We start from the raw sequence: 20,270 nt of genomic DNA, 5'->3' as shown, positions 1-20,270 counted from the left end.
TGCTCATGCTGAGTTTCCAGCACTAGATTAACTGCCCGTTCACGGACTTCCGGAGAGTAACGTTTGGTCGTTGTCATAGAGACCTCCACTTTTAAAGTATAGACTCTAATTTATCCGGGGTGATTCATTGAGATGCATAAAGCGGGCCAGGTCAGCTTCAAGCATGTGGTGACCTTCAACATGGATGAGTATGTCGGCCTGCCCGTCGAGCACCCCGAAAGCTACCATTCGTTCATGTTTAATAACTTTTTTAATTATATCGACATTCCACGGGAAAACATCAATCTCCTTAACGGCAATGCACCAGATATTGATGCTGAATGTCGCCGTTATGAGGACAAGATCAAATCTTACGGTAAAATTCACCTGTTCATGGGCGGCGTCGGCAACGACGGTCATATCGCTTTTAATGAACCCGGTTCATCACTGGCCTCGCGCACCCGCATCAAAACCCTGACCCAAGAGACGCGTCGGGCCAATTCACGCTTCTTTGACAACGACATTGAGCAGGTGCCCCGCTACGCCCTGACGGTGGGCGTCGGTACCTTGCTCGACGCGGAGGAAGTGATGATCCTGGTGATTGGGCACAATAAAGCCCAGGCGCTGCAGGCCGCTGTGGAAAGCAACGTCAATCATATGTGGACCATCACCTGCTTGCAGCTGCATGCTAAAGCCGTGATGGTGTGCGATGAACCCTCGACCCAGGAATTGAAGGTCAGAACGGTCAACTATTTCCGTGAACTGGAACAAGACAATCTGAACACCGCCGACTAACCTCCCGGAGCTGACTATGTATGCTTTAACCAACGGCCGCATCTATACCGGCAGCGAGATTCTGGATAACCACGCGCTGGTGATAGCGGACGGCGTCATCGACGCCATTTGCCCCGCCGACAGCCTACCCGCCGGCATTGAACGCCGCGATCTGGCCGGCGCGGCGCTAGCGCCCGGTTTTATCGACCTGCAGCTTAACGGCTGCGGCGGCGTGCAGTTCAATGACAGCCTGGACGCGCTGTCGGTCGAAACGCTGGAAACGATGCAGGCCGCCAACCAGCGCTCCGGCTGTACCAGCTTCTTGCCGACCCTGATTACCAGCACCGATGACTTTATGCGGCGGGCGGTGGAGGTGATGCGCGCTTACCTGGCCCAGCATCAACATCAGGCGTTGGGGCTGCACTTGGAAGGCCCCTACCTCAGCCCGGCCAAAAAAGGCACCCATGATCCGGCGTTAATGCGTGCGCCGAGCGAGGAAATGGTGGCCTTCCTTTGCGCCAACAGCGACGTGATATGCAAGATGACCTTGGCGCCTGAGCAGGTAGATGTATCAGTGATCCGCCGGCTGTCTGATGCCGGTATCCGCGTTTCCATCGGCCATTCCAACGCCACCTACCAGCAGGCCAAGGCGGGCTTCGCCGCCGGCATCAGCTTCGCGACCCACCTGTTTAACGCCATGCCGCCGATGGTCGGACGCGAGCCGGGCGTTATCGGCGCCCTGTTCGATGCGCCGGAAATTTATTGCGGCATCATCGCCGACGGCCTGCATGTCAACTGGGCCAACATCCGTAACGCCAAACGTATTAAAGGCGATCGCCTGATATTGGTCACGGATGCCACCGCCCCGGCCGGCGCGGAAAATATTGACAGGTTCATTTTCGCCGGCAAAACAATATACTATCGCGATGGCCTGTGCGTGGATGAACATGGCACCCTTAGCGGCTCGGCGCTTACCATGATTGAAGCGGTGCGGGGGAGCGTCGAGTACGCCGGAATCCCGTTGGACGAGGCGTTGCGCATGGCAACCCTTTACCCGGCACGGGCGCTGGGCATGGACGCGCGGTTAGGGACGCTGACGGTCGGCAAAATCGCCAACTTAACCGCCTTCACCCGTGATTATAAAATCAGTAAAACTATCGTTAACGGCGACGAAGTTTGACCATAAGCGAGTAAGCGATGACACCAGGCGGACAGACCCCGATAGGCAATATTGACCTTGTTAAACAGTTGAATAGCGCGGCGGTCTACCGTCTCATCGATCAAGCGGGCCCCATTTCTCGTATTCAGATTGCAGAACAAAGCCAGCTCGCGCCCGCCAGTATCACCAAGATCACCCGCCAATTGCTGGAACGCGGCCTGATCCGCGAAGTGGATCAGCAGGCGTCCACCGGCGGTCGGCGGGCGATTTCTATCGTGGCCGAGACTCGCGCCTTCCAGGCCATCGGCGTTCGGCTCGGTCGGCATGATGCGACGGTGATGCTCTATGATTTGAGCGGCAAAGCCCTGCAGGAAGCTTATTTCCCGCTGCCGCAGCGGACCCAGCAGACGCTGGAATTGGCGCTGATGGAAGCCATCGCCGACTTTCTCGAGCAGGCCCAGCGTAAAATCCGCGAGCTTATTGCTATTTCGGTGATATTACCGGGGCTGGTCGATCCTTTCTCCGGCATTGTCCGCTATATGCCCCATATACAGGTGCACCACTGGCCGCTGGTGGAGCAGTTGCAACAGCGCTTTCATCTCACCGCGTTTGTGGGCCACGACATTCGCAGTCTGGCGCTGGCGGAGCACTACTTCGGTGCAACCCAAGATTGCGCCGATTCCATTTTGGTTCGTCTGCACCGGGGTACCGGCGCAGGGATCTTGATTAACGGCCAGATTTTTCTCGGCAGTAACGGCAATGTGGGCGAAATAGGCCATATTCAGGTCGATCCGCTGGGAGAACGCTGCCACTGCGGTAATTTTGGCTGTCTGGAAACCATTGCCGCCAATGCCGCAATCGAGCAACGGGTGCGCCTGCTGCTCAGTCAGGGTTATGCCAGCAAACTGACGCCGGACGACTGCCGGATAGACACTATTTGTCAAGCCGCCAATCGCGGTGACGGGCTGGCGGTGGAGGTCATCGAGCACATCGGCCGCCAGTTGGGTAAGGTGATAGCGCTTAGCATCAACCTGTTTAATCCGCAAAAGGTGGTATTAGCGGGCGAAATCACCGAAGCCCACAAAATTTTGCTGCCGGCCGTGCAGCGCTGCATCGATAATCAGGTGCTGAAAGCCTTCAGGCAAAATTTGCCGGTGGTCATCTCGGCGCTGGATCACGGTTCATCCATCGGCGCTTTCGCCCTGGTAAAGCGCGCCATGCTTAACGGCGTGCTGCTTCAACGGCTGCTTGAAGCCGATTCACCGCCGCACCGCTAATCTGCGTCATGGCGATGCGGATCTGAGGCGGCCCGCCCGCTGGCGTAACGCCGTTCTCCGGCGGCGCCGGTTTCCCACGGCCTCCCCGGCAATAGGCCCGAGCCTTGTTGGACCGCGACTGAGCAATCAGGCCAACGATCAACGCACTGGGGATCGCGCCGCGATTTTCCGCCCCTGAGCGGTGAGGGTGCTTCCCCTGTTTGCCCTTTCTTACCCAATGGCCGGCGGCGCATCGCGCCCATTTGCTTCATGTCCCCGGCAAGACGGTCACCGGCACGGCCGCCGGTGATGAAATTCGCATTGTTGAATTCACAATCAACCCGCCGTTTTACTCTGGTTTACTGCGTTTTATATAATTATTTTGCTTTTTTATTGATGATCATTCGACTGATAAGGTTTATTTCCCCATGGATATTGAATTGTGGGCCCGTTTTGGTGCTAAATCGTTGCATAGGTGACGGCGCCGACGACGACACGGCGACCGCCGGGATCCATCATGAGGGAAAAATTATGTGTTCTATTTTTGGGGTACTGGATCTGAAGACCGATCCGGTTGAATTACGTAAGCAGGCGCTGGAATGCTCCCGTCTGATGCGTCATCGCGGCCCCGACTGGTCCGGCGTCTATGCGGGCGAAAAAGCGATACTGGCCCATGAGCGTTTGTCTATCGTCGATGTCAACACCGGTGCCCAACCCCTCTATAACGCGGCGCATACGCATGTTCTGGCGGTGAACGGCGAGATTTATAACCATCAGCTTATCCGCGAACAGTTGGGCGACCGCTACGCCTTTCAAACCGGTTCCGATTGTGAGGTCATTCTGGCCCTGTACCAGGAAAAAGGCCCGGAGTTTCTGGACGAATTGCGCGGCATGTTCGCCTTTATCCTGTACGACACGGAAAAAGACGCTTATTTAATCGGCCGCGATCACATGGGCATTATTCCGCTGTATATGGGGCACGACGAGCACGGTAACCTGTACGTCGCGTCGGAAATGAAAGCGCTGGTGCCGGTCTGCCGCACGCTCCAGGAATTCCCGCCCGGACACTACCTTTGGAGTCAGGACGGTGAACTGCGTCCCTACTATCAGCGCGATTGGTTCGATTACGATCGGGTGAAAGACAACGTGACCGACAAAGCGGCGTTGAAGGCGGCGCTGGAAGAATCGGTGAAAAGCCATCTGATGTCCGATGTGCCCTACGGCGTGCTGCTGTCCGGCGGGCTTGATTCATCCATCATCTCCGCCATCACCAAAAAGTACGCCGCCCGTCGGGTGGAAGATCACGCGCAAAGCGAAGCCTGGTGGCCGCAGCTGCACTCTTTCGCCGTCGGTCTGGAAGGCTCGCCGGATCTGAGCGCCGCCAGCAAAGTGGCGGCGGCGCTGGGCACGGTCCACCATGAAATTCATTTTACGGTGCAAGAAGGTCTGGACGCCATCCGCGACGTGATTTACCACATCGAAACCTATGACGTCACGACCATCCGCGCCTCGACGCCAATGTACCTGATGTCGCGCAAAATCAAAGCGATGGGCATCAAGATGGTTCTGTCCGGCGAAGGGGCCGATGAAGTGTTCGGCGGCTATCTCTATTTCCACAAGGCGCCGAATGCCAAAGAGTTCCATGAAGAACTGGTGCGTAAACTGCAGGCGCTGCATATGTATGACTGCGCCCGCGCCAACAAAGCCATGTCCGCCTGGGGCGTCGAAGCGCGTGTGCCCTTCCTCGACAAGCAGTTCCTGGATGTGGCGATGCGTATCAATCCGCAGGATAAAATGTGCGGCAACGGCAAGATTGAAAAACACGTGCTGCGCGAATGTTTCGCCGATTATCTGCCGGAGAGCGTTGCCTGGCGGCAAAAGGAGCAGTTTTCCGACGGCGTGGGCTACAGCTGGATTGACAGTCTGAAAGTCATCGCCGCGGAGCAAATCAGCGATCAACAGCTGGCCAATGCCCACTTCCGTTTCCCCTATAACACGCCGACGTCCAAAGAAGGCTATTTGTACCGGGAAATTTTCACCGAGCTGTTCCCGCTGCCGAGCGCCGCGGAATGCGTGCCCGGTGGCCCGTCGGTGGCCTGCTCTTCCGCCAAGGCCATTGAATGGGATGAGTCGTTCAAAAAAATGGACGATCCCTCAGGCCGCGCGGTGGGCGTACACACTTCGGCCTATTGATAGCCGCCTGCGAGGGCGAGTTACTGGCGTCCTGGGCCATCGAACAGGCAGCCATCAGCGCCTCGGCCGGCAATACTGAGTGCATGGCGGCAAACCGCCGTGAGGAGCCCCGCTGCCGGGGCGACCTGCCGCCGTGAGGGTCCCGCTGCCGGGTCGACCTGCCGCTGTCGGACAGGCTCTCGCTGGAGGCTGTTCATTGCGCCGGTCAGGGGGGCTGCCGCTCCGCCAATGCCCTCTGCTACGCCGCTCAAAAACCGGCCTTACCGGCGCGGTTTTTCCCCCCGTGAGCGCGGGAAAATCATTGCGTTAGCCGCTTTTATGGTCAGGTTGTTCATAAGCCAGACAAACGGTCCGCGCAATGCCGGATTAGCGAAAAAAAGGGGTTGACTGAAGTTCGTCAACTCCGCATAATGCGCCCCGCAACGCCGAATGTAGGTCACGCGGAAAGTTGGCTACGTAGCTCAGCTGGTTAGAGCACAGCACTCATAATGCTGGGGTCACAGGTTCGAATACCGTCGTAGCCACCACCTTTGCGGGAGTGGCGAAATTGGTAGACGCACCAGATTTAGGTTCTGGCGCCGCAAGGTGTGCGAGTTCAAGTCTCGCCTCCCGCACCATCGTTCGGTAAGCAGCAATTGGGGTATAGCCAAGCGGTAAGGCAGCGGGTTTTGATCCCGCCACGCCCAGGTTCGAATCCTGGTACCCCAGCCAACTCGCTTTGTCTTTTGGGCGAACAGTGCTGCAATTGCGGCTGAGATGGGATATAGCCAAGCGGTAAGGCAGCGGGTTTTGATCCCGCCACCCCCAGGTTCGAATCCTGGTATCCCAGCCAAAATGACCTGCCGATATCGCGGTCTGTTGCAAAGTAATCGGTCAAAAATACGGCTACGTAGCTCAGCTGGTTAGAGCACAGCACTCATAATGCTGGGGTCACAGGTTCGATTCCCGTCGTAGCCACCATATTTTTGGGGTATCGCCAAGCGGTAAGGCACCGGATTCTGATTCCGGCACCCCAGGTTCGAATCCTGGTACCCCAGCCATATCAAGCCCGCGCAGGCGGCAATAAAAAAACGCTCCCCCGGGAGCGTTTTTTTTTACCGCGGCGTGACCTGCGCTCACGGCGCATCGACGATAAAATTAAGCCGGTCATAGCAATCGCTGGCGCGCGTCACCAGGGTCTGAAAAGCCGGCTGCATAATTTCATCATGGCCTATCCATGGCGTTTTGACCGTTATCTGCTTGCTGTAGCGATAACCTCGCGCCGTCTTTTCTCCCGCGATATCGATATCGAACCATCGGGAGCGGAGCCGGCAGGCGTTTACCGCCGCGGTAATGCCCTCACCGAACAGATTGATTTGCCGCAGCAGTTTTCTCGGTTCCCCCAAATAAATATCGGATAACCCCCCCTCACTTCGGTAACGGTTGAAATCATCCCAAACCGTGGGGTAAGGACTCCCCAGATAGAGATAGCGCGAATCGGCAATTCGCGTCAGAGCATGGCGATCTTCGGCATGAATATTAACCCGGTAGGCATCAGGTAACTGATATTGGGTCGGGTCGCGCTCCACCCGGCAGCGGGTGCTTTCATTGACCACCGAGTTGCACAAGGAAATATCGATACTTTTCACGCCGTGCTCGCGATCTCCCTGGAACAGGCTGGCAAGATCGCCGCCTTTCATTCTCTCCTGCCGCTCATGGACAATCGAACGCCCCTGCGCGGTAAGAATTTCATTGCGTTCAATCCGCTCATCTTGCCGCGGCGTGGACGCCGGGATAGCGTCTACAATCACTTTTCCCTCGGGCGTGAAAACCAGCGCCGCGCGATCCTGCAGATCCGACGCCACATAGCCGGGCGCGTAATAATATTGAGTAGGATCCAGCCATTCGATTTTGCCGGCGATGTTCGCCTGTACGATAGCATGGTTGGCTGTGATGCCCGGAATCGCCATGGGCATGGCATACAGCCCGCGCTCCACCAGCGCCGGCCGGGCCATCACGCCCGCCTCGCGCAACATCGCCGTCAGCAGGATCGACAAGTCCTTGCAATCGCCATAGCCATTTTGCTCAATTTGCGCGAGATCAAACGGCACATAGCCGCGGTTGCTGGCGCGCCAGTCGCCCAGATAACGATAGTGCTGATGCAGATAACGCATTATCTCCGCGACCTGTTCCGCCGCCGGCCGCCCTTTGAGACTCTGTATTATCCGCCGAGCATCGGGCGGTAACGGCTGACGTGAAATAAGCTGATACTTTTTCGCCATGGGGCCCAAAATGTCCTGCGCGCTGAGCGAAGTGGCGACTTGAATATAAGGAAAATCGCGCACGTAGCCGTTGGGCAACTCAAAAATATAGTTTTCGTAGCGGGGTTTGACGAGTTTCACCTCAATTGACTTTTTGTCCTTGCTGGTCTTGACCTTGAATTCGCCGGGTAACTTCGCGCGATAATACAGCGGCCGCTCGGCGGTGTAAGTTATTTGGTGGGCATCCAGCCGCTCGGCGTCGGGCTGGAAGGTCCGCATTTGCGTAAAATGCGCATGAAACGGTACGGCCGCCCGGTGGTGCTGCACGGTATAGCGGATGACGGCATTCACCCGTAAATGGGGAAAGGCCAGCGACAGGGTTTTATTGCGCGAAAAACCCAGGTAGGGATTGGGTTCGGTCCGAATATCGACTTTAGCGCTCATGGGCGGCTGCGCCGGTTCATCTGGAAACGTCACGCTGGATTCCACCAGCGTAAAGGTATCTTCTTCCGGGTAGCTGAAATCGATACGCGATAGCCTATAGCGCCCCGCGGTGGTCAGAATTTGCATGGCGACGGTGTAGCGGCAGTCCACGCTGCCGTCGGCGTTGTAATGACAGGCTTCCTTAACCCGGCTGGCCAACGGCGCCTCGGTGACCGATTGACGTTTGCCGTGGGCGGTGCTTATTAGCAAAAGCGCAAAGGCCGCAAAACAGCAGCTTCCCTTCTTCATCGAATGTCCTTTTCAATTATCTTCTTTTCCTGGAAATAACGGCCTAACAAGACGGTTATACTGGCTATAGTAGGGGCCTTGCCGGGCGGTAACAACCCGGCAATGAAGCATTAGCGTCTGAATTAAAACTCATAATTTGATGTGAAATATCAATAAATTCAGGGTGCCGGCGTAAAATGCGTCGCCGGCGGGAATTGTCTGCACCGGCCAGCCACAGACCAGGCCGGTTACGCTCGGGACAGGTAGCGCGGCACATGCGGGAAGCGGCCCGCGCCACCGACCGGTCGCGGGAAAGGCGGCGCCAGGCCGCAGCGACCGCAATAGGCCGGACCGACACCGTCAGCGCGCGTGGCGATAAGCGAAGGTAACCGCCGCGCGTCTCCCTTCCCATCTTGGCGTATTAAATCTCCGCTTTGCACGGCCGTCACGGCGGACGGCAATGGGCCAGTAACGTTACAGACCCAGCGCGTAACGCAGCACCCGGTGCTTAAGGCCGCCGGCGCGCTGTGCCAGCATCAGGCCGAGATTGCGCGCCAGCATCAGCGGCGGTAGGTCATTGCTAAACGTGGTATAGAACGCATCCATTCCCGCCTGCATCAGCAGGTTATCGCCGCGCCGGCGGCGCTGGTAACGTTGCAATACCGCTAGCGTATCCCAGGGTTCATCACGACGGCGAGCCTCGACCAACACCTCCGCCAGCGCCTCGGCATCGCGAAAGCCGAGATTGGCTCCCTGCCCCGCAAGCGGATTAATGGTATGCGCGGCATCGCCAATCAGCGCCAGTCCCGGCAACACATAGTCGCGGGCGTGGCGCCGCGTTAAGGGAAACGATGCCGCGCCATGCAGGGTGAAAGCGCCGAGCCGCGCGGGAAAGGCCGCCTGCACTTCCCGCGCCAGCGCCGGCAGCGGAAGTTTTTCCAACTGGCGGATACGCGCCGCGCCGTCATACCAAACCAGCGACGCCCAGCGCCCGTAGAGCGGCAAAAACGCCCGCGGCCCGGAGGGGTGGAACGCCTGCCAGGTGACGTCCTGTTGCTGCCCGCCGTCGATTTCCACGCTGAGCAGCAGGCAAGATTGACGGTACTGCCAACCGCTGACCGCAATGCCCGCGTGTTGACGAACCCAGGAATGCGCGCCGTCGGCCCCGACCAAGACCCGGCTGGTGACAGTACTGCCGTCATCCAGCGTTAAGTGCCAGCGACCGTCGTCCCACACCATGGCGGCGAGCGACGCCGGGCAGCGCAGCGCCAACGTGTCGCAATCTGCAAAGCCTTGCCACAGCGCCTGTTGCAGTCGGCGGTTCTCCACCATAAAACCCAGTTCGGGCAGGTTGAGGGAGGCGGCATCGAACGCCACCACCGCAGACGACCATTCCCACGTTTCCAAATGACGGTACGGTACGCAAAAACGGTCATCAATGCGTTGCCAGGCGCCGATGCGGCGCAATAGCGCCACCGAGGCGCAGCTGATGGCCGACACCCGCAAATCCGGCGCTGCGTTATCGGCGGCCGGCGACGGCGGCGCCGGATCGATTACCAGCACCCGGAAGCCCGCCTGGGCCAGCGCCAGCGCCAGTGCCGCCCCCACCATGCCGCCACCGGCCACCACCACGTCATAGCACGTCTCGTTCGTCTTCATTTCGGCCTATGCCTACGCTATTATTTTCCAGTTTCCGGTAGTGTACCGCAAAAATGGCCGTTCAAAGACTCGCCGCGCGCGCTAGACTGGTCACAACACCGGCAAAGGATTACAATACGCGCCCTGCGCAAGCCTGCGGGCTTTTTAATATTGCATCGAATACTGGCAAGCTGATGACCAAAAAACTCCATATCAAAACCTGGGGCTGTCAGATGAATGAGTATGATTCATCCAAGATGGCCGACTTACTGGATAGCACTCACGGCTATCAGTTGACGGACAACCCCGAAGAGGCGGATGTCCTGCTGCTTAATACCTGCTCCATCCGGGAAAAAGCGCAGGAAAAGGTGTTCCATCAATTGGGGCGCTGGCGGATGTTGAAGGAAGCCCGACCGGAATTGATCATCGGCGTCGGCGGCTGCGTGGCATCTCAGGAAGGCGCCCATATCCGTGAGCGGGCCAACTACGTGGATATCATTTTCGGGCCGCAGACGCTGCATCGCCTGCCGGAAATGATTAATCATGTCCATGGCACCCGCAGCCCGGTGGTGGATATCAGCTTCCCGGAAATCGAAAAATTCGATCGCCTGCCGGAACCGCGCGCCGATGGGCCGACCGCCTTCGTCTCTATCATGGAAGGCTGCAACAAATACTGCAGTTTTTGCGTCGTGCCCTACACCCGCGGCGAAGAAGTCAGCCGCCCGTGCGACGATATCCTGTTTGAGATAGCCCAGCTTGCGGACCAGGGCGTGCGTGAAGTCAACCTGCTGGGGCAGAACGTAAACGCCTATCGCGGCGCCAGCTATGACGGCGGCATCTGCACCTTCGCCGAACTGCTGCGGCTGGTGGCGGCCATCGACGGTATCGACCGTGTCCGCTATATCACCAGCCACCCTATCGAATTCACCGACGATATCATCGATGTTTACCGCGACACGCCGGAACTGGTCAGCTTCGTGCATTTGCCGGTGCAAAGCGGCTCCGATCGCATCCTGACCATGATGAAACGCGCCCACACCGCGCTGGAATATAAATCGATTATCCGCCGGCTGCGCAAGGCGCGCCCGGATGTTCAAATCAGCTCCGACTTCATTATCGGCTTTCCGGGCGAGACGCAGCAAGACTTCGAGCAGACCATGCAACTGATTGCCGACGTGAATTTCGACATGAGCTTCAGCTTCATTTACTCCGCGCGTCCCGGCACGCCTGCCGCCGATATGGTGGACGATGTCAGTGAAGAAGAGAAAAAGCAGCGGCTGCATATTCTGCAGGAACGGATCACCCAACAGGCCATGCAGTACAGCCGCCGCATGCAGGGCACGGTGCAACGTATTCTGGTGGAAGGTACCTCACGCAAAAACGTGATGGAGCTGTCCGGCCGCACTGAAAACAATCGGGTGGTCAATTTTGAAGGCGCGCCGTCGATGATAGGCAAATTCGTCGATGTGGAGATCGTCGACGTGTATCCCAACTCCCTGCGCGGCGTGCTGTTGCGCACCGAAGATCAGATGGCCTTGCGCAGCCATGAAAGCCCGGCGTCGGTTATTGCCCGCACCCGTAGAGAGAACGAACTGGGCGTGGGTATGTACCAGCCGTGCCCCCCCTGCCCGCCAGCATTCCCGGAGCGGCTCGCCGCTCCGCCGCCATGCGGCTCCCCTGCTTGCATTGCACTAATTGTGCCCCAATATACCTATAATGGTCTTTGCCCTTGACGCGTGGGCGGGGATGCTTCATTTATTAGCCATAGGCGATCGCTGCCGGCTCTGCCGGTGCATGGCTTGAGGTTCACCCTGTAAGGGTTTTATATGCCGAGAGGACAGATTTGAACGTCGAAACGAAAGAAATCATGCTGGAACCCGCAGACAACAATCGTCTGTTGAGCCTCTGTGGGCCGTTTGATGATAACATCAAGCAACTTGAGCGCCGGTTGGGCATTGAGATCAATCGGCGTGACAATACCTTTAAGCTAGTGGGTAAACCGCTGTGCGTTGACGCCGCCGCGACGATCCTCACCTCGCTGTACGTCGACACGGCGCCGCTGCGCGGCGTTATCGCCGATATCGAGCCGGAACAAATTCATCTGGCCATTAAACAAAGCCGGGTGCTGGAGCAAACGGCGGAAAGCGTGCCCGACTATGGCCGCGCGGTGAATATACAAACCAAGCGCGGCATCATCAAACCGCGCACGCCTAATCAGGCGCAATATATCGCCCACATTCTCGATCATGACATCACCTTCGGCGTTGGCCCGGCCGGAACCGGCAAAACCTATCTGGCGGTGGCAGCCGCGGTAGACGCACTGGAGCGCCAGGAAATTCGCCGTATTCTTCTGACCCGTCCGGCGGTGGAAGCCGGTGAGAAACTGGGTTTTCTGCCCGGCGATCTCAGCCAGAAGGTCGACCCCTATCTGCGCCCGCTTTATGACGCGCTCTTTGAAATGCTGGGCTTCGAGCGGGTGGAAAAACTGATTGAGCGCAATGTCATTGAGGTCGCGCCGCTGGCCTATATGCGCGGGCGTACCTTGAACGACGCGTTTATTATTCTGGACGAAAGCCAGAACACCTCCATCGAACAGATGAAGATGTTCCTGACCCGCATTGGCTTCAATTCCAAAGCGGTCATCACCGGCGACGTCACCCAGATTGACCTGCCGCGCCATCAGAAATCAGGCTTGCGGCACGCGGTGGAAGTGCTGGCGGAAGTGGAAGAAATCAGTTTCAATTTCTTCCATAGCGAAGACGTGGTGCGCCACCCGGTGGTGGCGCGGATTGTCAATGCCTATGAAGCCTGGGAAACCGCCGATCAAAAACGTCAGGAGCAGCAGGCCGCCGAGCGCAAGCGCGAGGCCATGGCGCAAAGCAATGGCGCCGCCCCGGCGGGCCACGGTTCGCCCCCCTCCGGGGAGCCTAAGGCATGAGCGAGGTGATACTTGACCTGCAGCTGGCCTGCGACGAAGCGCAGGGTCTGCCCGCCGAGGCGGATTTCCTGCGCTGGCTGCAGGGCGTGCTGCCGCTGTTTCGCGACTGTGCAGAGGTTACCGTCCGCCTGGTGGACGAAGCGGAAAGCCATGAACTCAACATGACCTACCGCGGCAAAGATCGGCCCACCAACGTGCTTTCCTTTCCCTTTGAGGCGCCACCGGAAGTGGAACTGCCGCTGCTGGGGGATCTGGTCATCTGCCGTCAGGTGGTAGAGCGCGAAGCGCGGCAACAGGACAAGGCGCTGGAAGCACATTGGGCGCATATGGTTGTTCACGGTTCGCTGCATCTGTTAGGGTATGATCATATCCTGGATGAGGAAGCCCTGGAGATGGAATCGCTGGAAACGGAGATCATGCAAAAACTCGGTTACCCGGATCCGTATCTGGCGGAAAAAGAGGCGTAATGCCCCCCAAATTATTAGAGAGTGAATTGACTAAACGCTATGAGCGACGACCATTCGCAGAGCAATGATAGCCCCAGTCCCAAGAAGGGCTTTTTTACCCTGATACTCAATCAGCTGTTTCACGGCGAACCGAAAAACCGTGACGATCTTCTCGAACTTATCAGGGATTCAGAACAGAACGAGCTTATCGCCCCCGATACCCGCGATATGCTGGAAGGCGTCATGGACATCGCCGAACAGCGGGTACGGGATATCATGATCCCCCGCTCGCAGATTATCACGCTGAAGAAAAACCAATCGCTGCAGGAGTGCCTCGACGTCATCGTCGAATCGGCCCACTCCCGCTTTCCGGTCATCAGCGAAGATAAGGATCATGTGGAAGGGATCCTGCTGGCCAAGGATTTGCTGCCGTACATGCTCAGCCACGATGAGCCGTTCAGCATCGAGAAGATCCTGCGCCCGGCGGTCGTGGTGCCGGAAAGCAAGCGGGTTGACCGCATGCTCAAAGAGTTCCGCTCCCAGCGTTACCATATGGCCATCGTCATAGACGAATTCGGCGGCGTGTCCGGTCTGGTGACCATCGAAGATATCCTGGAGCTTATCGTCGGCGAAATTGAAGATGAGTACGACGACGAAGAAGATCGGGATATTCGTCAGTTGAACCGTCACACTTTCACCATTCGCGCCCTGACGCCGATTGAAGATTTCAACGAGGTCTTCAATACGCACTTCAGCGATGAGGAAGTGGATACCATCGGCGGGCTGGTGATGCAGGCCTTTGGTCATTTGCCGGCGCGCGGCGAGGCCATCGATATCGACGGCTACAATTTTAAAGTGGCGATGGCCGACAGCCGGCGCATTATTCAGGTACACGTCAAGATCCCTGAGAACTCACCGCAACCCACCATGGAAGATTAAGTCCCCAATGGCCATCGCCCCACTGTTTGCACGCCAGCGGCTCCGCGCGCTGCTGGCGCTCGTTACCGGCGCCTGCGGCACTCTGGCATTTTCCCCCTATGATCTCTGGCCCGCGGCCGTGGTCTCGCTGGGCGGCCTGCTGTTGGTTACGCTCAATCGCAGCGGCCGGCAAGCCGGCTGGCTGGGCTTTGTCTGGGGCTTTGGCCTGTTCGGCACCGGTGTTAACTGGGTCTATGTCAGCATCGCGCAGTTCGGCGGCCTGCCGGGCCCGGTCAATGTGGCGTTGGTGGTGGTGCTGGCCGCCTATCTGGCGCTTTATCCCATGCTGTTTGCCGCCCTGCTGGCGCGGCTTTGGCCGCGCACCAGTCTGTGGCGGTTGGCGCTCGGCGCCCCGGTACTGTGGTCGGTCACCGAATTTTTGCGCGGCTGGGTACTGACCGGCTTTCCCTGGCTGGAGTTCGGCTACAGTCAGATAGACGGCCCGTTAAAAGGTATCGCGCCGCTGTTGGGCGTGCAGGCGATAACGTTCATGCTGGTGATGATAAGCGGGCTGGCGGCCTATGCGCTGGCGCAGCGGCGACTGCTGCCGGCTGTCGCCGCGCTGGCGCTGCTGCTGCTGCCCTGGCCGCTGCGCTCGTTGCACTGGTATCAGCCTCAGCCGGAGCGGGCCATTAACGTGGCGCTGGTGCAAGGCAATATTGCCCAGTCGATGAAATGGGAGGCGAGCCAGGTGGCGCCGACGCTGGAAATTTATCTGCGGCGTACCCTGCCGGCCCTCGGCAAGGCGCAGATGGTTATCTGGCCTGAATCGGCCATTCCCGACGACGAGATTACCCAAAACGCTTTCCTGACCCGGCTTGACGAACAGTTACTCCAGGGGCACACCCGGTTAATCACCGGCATCATCGACGCGCGGCCTACCCCGCACGGCTACGATTACTACAACAGCATTATCGTATTGGGCGAATCCACACCCTACCGGTATCCTTCGACGGATCGCTATAACAAGCATCATCTGGTGCCCTTCGGCGAAACGGTGCCCTTGGCGAGCCTGCTGCGGCCGCTGGCGCCGTTGTTCAATCTGCCGATGTCATCCCTCAGCCAGGGACACTATCTGCAGCCGCAGCTGCGGGTGGCCGGCATGAAGCTCACCGCTACCGTCTGTTACGAGATTATCCTGGGCGGTCAGGTGCGGGATAACTTCCGCCCCGATACCGACTTCCTGCTGACAGTGTCAAACGATGCCTGGTTCGGGCATTCCATTGGCCCGTGGCAGCATTTCCAGATGGCGCGCATGCGCTCGCTGGAGCTGGGGCGACCGCTGCTGCGCAGCACCAATAACGGTATCACCGCGGTTATCAACGCCGACGGAACGCCGCAGGGGCAATTGCCGCAATTTACCCGTGACGTGCTCAACGTTCGCGTGACCCCGACGCAGGGGATGACCCCCTACGCCCGTGCCGGCTCTTGGCCGCTATGGATTGTTACGCTGCTGGCCGGATTTACCGCGCTGGTTTTTGATCGCCGCCGAGGCGCCTGAGGAAATGGCATGCTGCTTGATGAACGCTATGTGCTAAAAGACAGCGCGCAATTGCGCGACTATTACGCCGCCCCCCATCCCGGCGTGCTGCATAAACAAATCGACCATTTGGATGACTATGCGCACCGGCTTATTGCTCTGTCGCCGTTTATGGTGCTTGGCACGCAGGGACCCCGCGGGTTTGATTGTTCGCCAAAGGGCGGCGAACCGGGCTTTGTGCAAGTGGAGAACGCCAAGACGCTGCTGCTGCCGGATCGCGGCGGTAATAATCGCCTGGACGGATTGAATAATGTGTTACATAACCCCGCCGTCGGGCTGTTGTTTTTGATCCCCGGCTGGTCTGAATGTTTCCGAGTAAACGGCCGAGCACAGATTTCCGTGGATCCGGCACTGTGCGCGCGCTTTGCCCAAAATGGCGTGTCCGCGAAGAGCGTGCTGGTTATTCGGGTCGATGAAGCGTTTATCCACTGCGGCCGCGCGATCGGTTTCGCCGGTTTGTGGGAAAGCAGCCAACAGCAGGATGTGGCGCAGTTGCCGAAGGCGCTGGATGTTTTCAAAGCGCATGTCGCCCTGCACAAGGCGGCGCTTTAGCGACTCCCTCAAGACGCGCGGCACAGGCCGCGTTTTTGCGCCGCCCCCCAACTCGCCACTCTTCGCCCCGCCGTCTTGCGGCTGCGCCAAGCCTCTGTCCTCCCGTCGGCGGCTTTCCGCTACGTCGCCATCGCCTCAGCCGGTAGCTATTGTCTTGTCTATCGCCGGCACGTGAGTCTTCCTCAACTGTCGGTTCGCCAGTCCGCAGCAGCGTTAGTCCGACGTCCCAATAATTCGCTTATCCGGTAAGCCGGTAAGCCGGTAAGGCAGTAAGGCAGTAAGCCGTTAAGCCAGTAGCCTGATAATCCAACAATTTGGTAATCCGTTCGTCCATCAGCCCATAAATTCATCAGTCCTTGGGTCCTTGGGTCCTTGGGTCCTTGGGTCCTTGGGTCCTTGAGCCCTTGGGTTGATTCATACATGCGTTTATCCGTTTATTTTTTTAGTCCTTTAATTTATTCGTTCATACGTTCATTCGTTCGTTAACTGTTCAGCCTTCCTTTAAGGGAACCTTTTCTGCGCCGTTATGCTCCGCTGCGCCGGCTGCGGGACGCTGCTGTCGTATGGCCGGCGTGCTGCTCCATAGCGTGGCAATAGTTTCATCTGACATGAATATTGCCGCCAATTATTTTGTTGAACATAACGAGCCAGCGTCACGAGACATGGGCGCGGGCCACGGCGCCACCGCGGTGCAGGTTATGCACCAGAAATGAGCATGGCACCGTATCGTGCCGCATTTTAGTGCGCAGCGGTTCTCAAAACTTCAACATTTTGGTGTCAGTTTATTTACATTAGGCTATTTTAACGGTAACTCTCTTGACGAATCCGTCCCAAAAGCGGGTCTTACTTCAGGCCGGCTTGCCGCCACAGGGCCGCCGGACGCTGATAGGTATGATACCGTAATCACAGCAAAGGAGCAGGAAGATGCACATGCGCAAAGTGGCGTTATCGTTAGTGATGATCGGCATTGCCGCCAGTCAGGCTCATGCCGAAGCGTTAACGGGTACGCTGAAGAAAATCAAAGACAACGGCGTCATCGTGGTAGGTCACCGCGAATCGTCCGTTCCTTTCTCCTATTATGACAACCAGCAGAAAGTGGTGGGCTATTCGCAAGATTACTCCAACGCTATTGTGGAAGCCGTTAAAAAGAAAATCGACGCGCCAAATCTGCAGGTGAAATATCTGCCTATTACGTCCTCCAATCGCATCCCGCTGCTGCAAAACGGCACCTATGATTTTGAGTGCGGCTCCACCACCAACAACCTGGAACGTCAGAAACAGGTGGATTTCTCCGATACGCTGTTCATTATTGGTACCCGTCTGGCGGTGAAAAAAGGGGGGCCAATCAAGGACTTTAGCGACCTGGCCGGTAAGACCGTGGTCGTCACCGCCGGGACGACGTCGGAAGTGTTGCTCAATAAGCTCAACGATGAGAAGCAGATGAAAATGCGCATCATCAGCACTAAAGATCACGGTGACTCTTTCCGCACGCTGGAAAGCGGCCGCGCGGTGGCCTTCATGATGGATGATGCGCTGCTGGCCGGCGAACGCGCCAAATCGCGCAAGCCTGATCAGTGGGATATCGTCGGCACGCCGCAGTCAAAAGAAGCTTACGGCTGCATGCTGCGCAAAGACGACGCGCCGTTCAAGACCCTGATGGATGACACTATCGCCCATATCCAGACCTCCGGCGAAGCGGAAAAATGGTACGACAAGTGGTTCAAACAACCGATCCCGCCGAAGGATCTGAACATGAACTTTGCCATGTCCGACGATATGCAAGCCCTGTTCAAATCCCCCAACGATAAAGCCGTAAACTAATAACGATAATAAGGGCGGGATTGCCCGCCCTCTTGATTGCTGACCAAAGGCCCGGACAGACAGACGCGCCAAGGCCGTTCCCCGAAGCGCGGGAATACGGGGCCATTCATCAATCTTCAGGGTAGCGCTCGCTACCCTTTTTTACCGGAGTTTTTTATGTCAACAAATTGGAACTGGGGAATTTTTTTTGAAGCGGCCCCGTTCGGCAACACCACCTATTTTGGCTGGTTATGGTCGGGCTTTCAGGTCACCATTGCCGTGTCGTTCTGCGCCTGGATTATTGCCTTCGTCGTAGGCTCGTTGTTCGGTATTCTGCGCACCTTGCCCAACCGGTTTTTGGCCGGGATCGGGACCTGTTATGTTGAGCTGTTCCGTAATATTCCCCTGATAGTTCAGCTGTTTATCTGGTATCTGGTGGTGCCGGAACTACTGCCGGAATCCATTGGCACCTGGTTTAAAGCCGAACTGGACCCCACAATTCAGTTTTTTGTTTCCTCCATGCTGTGCCTGGGGCTGTTCACCGCCGCGCGCCTTTGCGAGCAGGTGCGTTCCGGCATTCAATCGCTGTCCCGGGGGCAGTTGAACGCCGCGCTGGCGATGGGGCTCACGCTGGGGCAGGCTTACCGCTATGTCCTGCTGCCCAATGCTTATCGCATCATTGTGCCGCCGATGACCTCGGAGATGCTCAACCTGGTGAAAAACTCGTCGGTCGCCTCGACGATCGGCCTGGTGGAAATGGCCGCGCAGGCCAGCAAACTGCTGGATTATTCCGCCCACGCTTATGAGTCTTTTACCGCGATTACCCTGGGCTATCTGCTCATCAACGCCGTGATTATGCTGGTAATGCATTTTGTCGAACGAAAAGTGCGCCTGCCGGGCAATCTGGGGAGCAAATAATGTACGAATTCGACTGGAGCTCCATTGTACCCGGCCTGCCTTATATGCTTCAGGGGATGGCCGTGACGCTGAAAATCACCTTTACCGCGGTGGTCGTCGGCATCCTCTGGGGCACTCTGCTGGCCGTCATGCGCTTGTCTCCTATCAAAGCTGTAAGCGCCTTTGCCAAAATATACGTCAACCTTTTCCGTTCGGTGCCGCTTTTGATGGTGCTGTTATGGTTCTATCTGGTGGTGCCGGGCCTGCTGCAAAAGGGGCTGGGGTTGTCGCCGCAAACCGATATCCGGCTCATTTCCGCCATGATCGCGTTTTCACTGTTCGAGGCGGCCTATTATTCGGAAATCATCCGCGCCGGCATCGTCAGTATCGCCCGCGGGCAATCTTCCGCCGCGCTGGCGCTAGGCATGACGCATTGGCAATCCATGCAGTTGGTGATTTTGCCGCAGGCGTTCCGGGCGATGGTGCCGCTGCTGCTAACGCAGGGTATCGTGCTGTTTCAGGATACCTCGCTGGTGTACGTATTGAGTCTGGCCGACTTCTTCCGTACCGCTTCCTCTATCGGCGAGCGTGACGGTACGCAGGTGGAAATGGTGCTGTTTGCCGGTTTGGTCTATTTTGTCATCAGCTTGAGCGCGTCGACGCTGGTGAACTATTTGAAAAAAAGGACGGTTAGATGATTTCCCTGAAAAATATTTCCAAGTGGTATGGTCACTTTCAGGTGCTGACCGACTGCTCTACCGAGGTCAACAAAGGCGAAGTGGTGGTGGTGTGCGGCCCTTCCGGCTCCGGTAAATCGACGCTTATCAAAACCGTTAACGGTCTGGAACCGATTCAGGAAGGTGAAATTCTTGTCAACGGCATCAGCGTTAGCGACAAACGAACCAATCTGGCGCAGTTGCGCAGCAAGGTGGGCATGGTGTTTCAGCATTTTGAGCTGTTTCCCCATCTGTCGATTATCGACAACTTGACGCTGGCGCAGGTGAAGGTATTGTAACGCGACAAAGGGGCGGCGCGCACCAAAGGCATAGGTATCTACACATCAGGGAGGAGGCTTAAGAGCAACTCTCGCTAAATGAGTAAGTTCTTCCAGACTATATTCCGATAATAATTTTAGTGTATTCAACAAGATGGATAGGCCAGCGAGCAGA

13 protein-coding genes, 6 tRNA genes and 3 pseudogenes are annotated in these 20,270 nt (G+C 57.4%); 20 read left to right on the top strand and 2 right to left on the bottom strand.

The features are described from left to right. Positions 1-126 precede the first annotated feature (126 nt). From nagB to CINSTRO3249_RS02870, 10 genes and pseudogenes are all read left to right on the top strand, one after another. A pseudogene (gene nagB, locus CINSTRO3249_RS02915) lies at positions 127-774 on the top strand (glucosamine-6-phosphate deaminase); the annotation flags it as partial. A 16-nt stretch (positions 775-790) separates the two neighbouring features. After that, on the top strand, positions 791-1,933 hold the full coding sequence (gene nagA / locus CINSTRO3249_RS02910) for an N-acetylglucosamine-6-phosphate deacetylase (RefSeq protein ID WP_074012107.1): 1,143 nt from the start codon (positions 791-793) through the stop codon (positions 1,931-1,933). Between the two features lie 17 nt (positions 1,934-1,950). Next, positions 1,951-3,189: a DNA-binding transcriptional regulator NagC gene (locus tag CINSTRO3249_RS02905; protein ID WP_074012106.1), complete on the top strand. Its 1,239-nt coding sequence runs from the start codon at positions 1,951-1,953 to the stop codon at positions 3,187-3,189. A gap of 510 nt (positions 3,190-3,699) precedes the next feature. Further along, a complete protein-coding gene (gene asnB, locus CINSTRO3249_RS02900) occupies positions 3,700-5,361 on the top strand; it encodes an asparagine synthase B (RefSeq protein WP_074012105.1) in 1,662 nt (553 codons plus the stop codon). A gap of 450 nt (positions 5,362-5,811) precedes the next feature. Then, a tRNA-Met gene (locus CINSTRO3249_RS02895) sits at positions 5,812-5,888 on the top strand. A gap of 5 nt (positions 5,889-5,893) precedes the next feature. Further along, positions 5,894-5,978, top strand: a tRNA-Leu gene (locus CINSTRO3249_RS02890). Between the two features lie 19 nt (positions 5,979-5,997). Then, a tRNA-Gln gene (locus tag CINSTRO3249_RS02885) sits at positions 5,998-6,072 on the top strand. A 46-nt stretch (positions 6,073-6,118) separates the two neighbouring features. Further along, positions 6,119-6,193, top strand: a tRNA-Gln gene (locus CINSTRO3249_RS02880). Positions 6,194-6,244: 51 nt separating this feature from the next. After that, positions 6,245-6,321: transfer RNA gene (locus CINSTRO3249_RS02875), tRNA-Met, on the top strand. A 6-nt stretch (positions 6,322-6,327) separates the two neighbouring features. Then, a tRNA-Gln gene (locus CINSTRO3249_RS02870) sits at positions 6,328-6,401 on the top strand. 75 nt (positions 6,402-6,476) lie between these two features. Here CINSTRO3249_RS02870 and CINSTRO3249_RS02865 read toward each other — a convergent pair. Further along, positions 6,477-8,333, bottom strand: a complete 1,857-nt coding sequence (locus tag CINSTRO3249_RS02865; protein ID WP_074012104.1) for a DUF3857 domain-containing protein — start codon at positions 8,331-8,333, stop codon at positions 6,477-6,479. 453 nt (positions 8,334-8,786) lie between these two features. Beyond that, entirely contained in the window at positions 8,787-9,971 is a 1,185-nt protein-coding gene (ubiF, locus tag CINSTRO3249_RS02855) for a 3-demethoxyubiquinol 3-hydroxylase (protein WP_074012102.1), read from the bottom strand. A 173-nt stretch (positions 9,972-10,144) separates the two neighbouring features. Here ubiF and miaB point away from each other — a divergent pair. The 10 genes and pseudogenes from miaB to CINSTRO3249_RS02805 form a co-directional block, all read left to right on the top strand. Further along, positions 10,145-11,566 (top strand): annotated as a pseudogene (miaB, locus tag CINSTRO3249_RS02850) (tRNA (N6-isopentenyl adenosine(37)-C2)-methylthiotransferase MiaB); the annotation flags it as partial. 227 nt (positions 11,567-11,793) lie between these two features. Further along, entirely contained in the window at positions 11,794-12,888 is a 1,095-nt protein-coding gene (locus tag CINSTRO3249_RS02845; RefSeq protein WP_074012101.1) for a PhoH family protein, read from the top strand. Then, complete coding sequence (ybeY, locus tag CINSTRO3249_RS02840; protein WP_074012100.1) at positions 12,885-13,355, top strand: rRNA maturation RNase YbeY; 471 nt, start codon at positions 12,885-12,887, stop codon at positions 13,353-13,355. Before CINSTRO3249_RS02845 ends, ybeY begins: the two co-directional genes overlap by 4 nt. Before the next feature lie 39 nt (positions 13,356-13,394). Then, positions 13,395-14,273 (top strand): CNNM family magnesium/cobalt transport protein CorC, encoded by an 879-nt coding sequence (corC, locus tag CINSTRO3249_RS02835; protein WP_074012099.1) that lies wholly within the window; start codon positions 13,395-13,397, stop codon positions 14,271-14,273. A gap of 7 nt (positions 14,274-14,280) precedes the next feature. After that, a complete protein-coding gene (gene lnt / locus CINSTRO3249_RS02830) occupies positions 14,281-15,813 on the top strand; it encodes an apolipoprotein N-acyltransferase (RefSeq protein ID WP_074012098.1) in 1,533 nt (510 codons plus the stop codon). A 9-nt stretch (positions 15,814-15,822) separates the two neighbouring features. Next, the gene (locus CINSTRO3249_RS02825; protein ID WP_074012097.1) at positions 15,823-16,404 is read left to right on the top strand and encodes an MSMEG_1061 family FMN-dependent PPOX-type flavoprotein; all 582 of its coding nucleotides are present in this window, start codon (positions 15,823-15,825) and stop codon (positions 16,402-16,404) included. A gap of 924 nt (positions 16,405-17,328) precedes the next feature. After that, positions 17,329-18,225 carry an amino acid ABC transporter substrate-binding protein gene (locus tag CINSTRO3249_RS02820; RefSeq protein ID WP_074012096.1) on the top strand — a complete coding sequence of 299 codons (897 nt, stop codon included), beginning with the start codon at positions 17,329-17,331 and terminating at the stop codon, positions 18,223-18,225. 156 nt (positions 18,226-18,381) lie between these two features. Further along, positions 18,382-19,122, top strand: a complete 741-nt coding sequence (locus tag CINSTRO3249_RS02815; protein WP_074012095.1) for an amino acid ABC transporter permease — start codon at positions 18,382-18,384, stop codon at positions 19,120-19,122. Then, positions 19,122-19,799, top strand: coding sequence for a glutamate/aspartate ABC transporter permease GltK (gltK, locus tag CINSTRO3249_RS02810; RefSeq protein WP_074012094.1), 678 nt, complete (start codon positions 19,122-19,124; stop codon positions 19,797-19,799). The genes CINSTRO3249_RS02815 and gltK overlap by 1 nt, the downstream gene beginning before the upstream one ends. Next, a pseudogene (locus CINSTRO3249_RS02805) lies at positions 19,796-20,113 on the top strand (ATP-binding cassette domain-containing protein); the annotation flags it as partial. The gene gltK and the pseudogene CINSTRO3249_RS02805, both read left to right, overlap by 4 nt. Positions 20,114-20,270: the final 157 nt, after the last annotated feature.

The organism is Candidatus Sodalis sp. SoCistrobi, assembly GCF_900143145.1.
Lineage (GTDB): Bacteria > Pseudomonadota > Gammaproteobacteria > Enterobacterales > Enterobacteriaceae > SoCistrobi.
This window is presented reverse-complemented; position numbering and strand designations above follow the sequence as displayed.